The 1,662-nt window shown below is 43.9% G+C and carries 2 protein-coding genes; one reads left to right on the forward strand and one right to left on the reverse strand.

Annotated elements, in window-relative coordinates:
• Positions 1 to 232 precede the first annotated feature (232 nt).
• Positions 233 to 1,216 (forward strand): DNA (cytosine-5-)-methyltransferase, encoded by a 984-nt coding sequence (gene dcm / locus H8706_RS11960; RefSeq protein WP_262432819.1) that lies wholly within the window; start codon positions 233 to 235, stop codon positions 1,214 to 1,216.
• Between the two features lie 216 nt (positions 1,217 to 1,432).
• On the opposite strand, the gene H8706_RS11965 is transcribed toward dcm, so the two are convergent.
• The coding region (locus H8706_RS11965; RefSeq protein WP_262432820.1) for a hypothetical protein at positions 1,433 to 1,662 on the reverse strand (230 nt) is incomplete at its 5' end.

Raw genomic sequence — 1,662 nt, forward strand, 5'->3', positions numbered from 1 at the left:
TACGACGCAGGGGTACGGCTTACCGAAAATGAAGCGAATGAGCTTCTTGAAGGCTACACAAAGGAATCGCTTGAAAATATGCACGCAGCGGTGCAGAAAAGATTAAAAATGTGTGCTGAAAACGAATCGGCTAATATCAACAACGGAAAGAAGAAATAACGAATCATTAAAATTTAATATCCTCACGAGGTGTCGGCGACGCTTTCAGTTACCCGATTGGAGCGAGAAAACAGTGATAAGATTTTTTGATATGTTTTCAGGCATTGGGGGCTTCAGAGCAGGGCTTGAAAGAGCAGGCGGATATAAATGCGTCGGACATTGCGAGATTGACGCATTTGCAAACAGGAGCTACAATGCCGTATTTGATACTGAAAATGAGGTGTTTTTTGATGATGCAACAAAAATTAATCCAAAGGACATCCCGGACTTTGATATCCTTTGTGCGGGATTTCCCTGTCAGGCGTTTTCTGTCGCCGGCAGAAGACGCGGCTTTGAAGATGCCAGAGGTACGCTCATCTTTGAAATTGTCAGAGTGCTTGGAGAAAAGCGACCTAAATATTTTTTACTTGAAAATGTTCCCGGTCTGCTTAACCATGACGAAGGGCGGACTTTTACGCAAATCCTCATTGCGTTATCAGACCTGGGGTATGGTATCGAATGGCAGGTGCTTAACAGCGCGGATTTCGGTGTTCCCCAAACCCGGAAAAGAGTGTACCTTGTCGGATATTTTGACGAAAGATGTGCCGGAAAAATATTACCTTTCACAGAGTGCAACCCTCAGACTGTTAAACAAATCCTTGGCGGAAATCAGGGACAAAGAGTGTACAATCCCGAAGGACTCGGAATAACGCTTGCGGCAAATGCAGGCGGACAGGGCGGAAAGACAGGTCTTTACGATGTTTCCTGCATTGATATGAATGAGGAGCCTGTATTGACACGGCTCGTTCGATGTATCAAAAGCCGATATAACAGCGGAATCACAAAAAGAAAGGGAGAAAACTCTGCCATTATTGAAGGCGTTATGCCGTGCTTAACACCCGGCAAGCTGTATAAAAGGCAAAACGGCCCTCGTTTTCGTGGTGAGGACGGTCTGATGTTCACTATAACCGCAACAGACGGACAAGGTTCAATGTATTCCCCGTTTAACATTCTCAGTGTCACCGGCACTCCGTCTCCCATATTAAGTGATGTTATTGCCTGTGCAAACTGCGCTTGACTCATATTAATTTCTATGTACGGTAATGGTTCTGCAAAGTATCTGTCACAACTCAAATCTCTGTCCATATATGCAGGACTTATCCGCAGTGTAATAATGTCGCTATGCTTTATTGAGCTTCCGAATAGTGCTGTCTGACCGCCGCATTGACTTCTGCCGATATACAAATTTGCAAAGCTCGGATGCTTTACTTTTTCCGCCATTGTATCACCCCTTTTATTTAATCCGTATTGTCTGCCCTTTATACGAATATGTTTTCTGTCTGCGGTTCATAGGATTGTTCACATAGGTCTGTTTCCTTTTCCGCTTATCTTTATATCCGCTTATACCGTACTTCTCAATAAATTTGGCATTGATAATCAAACAAAGAATTTTATCATCTATAACGCCGTCCTCGGTCAGATCGTCTTCCGCAAGACCTGTTTCCATTCCTGCAAGCATTCTGA

This window comes from Qingrenia yutianensis (genome assembly GCF_014385105.1).
Classification (GTDB): domain Bacteria; phylum Bacillota; class Clostridia; order UMGS1810; family UMGS1810; genus Qingrenia; species Qingrenia yutianensis.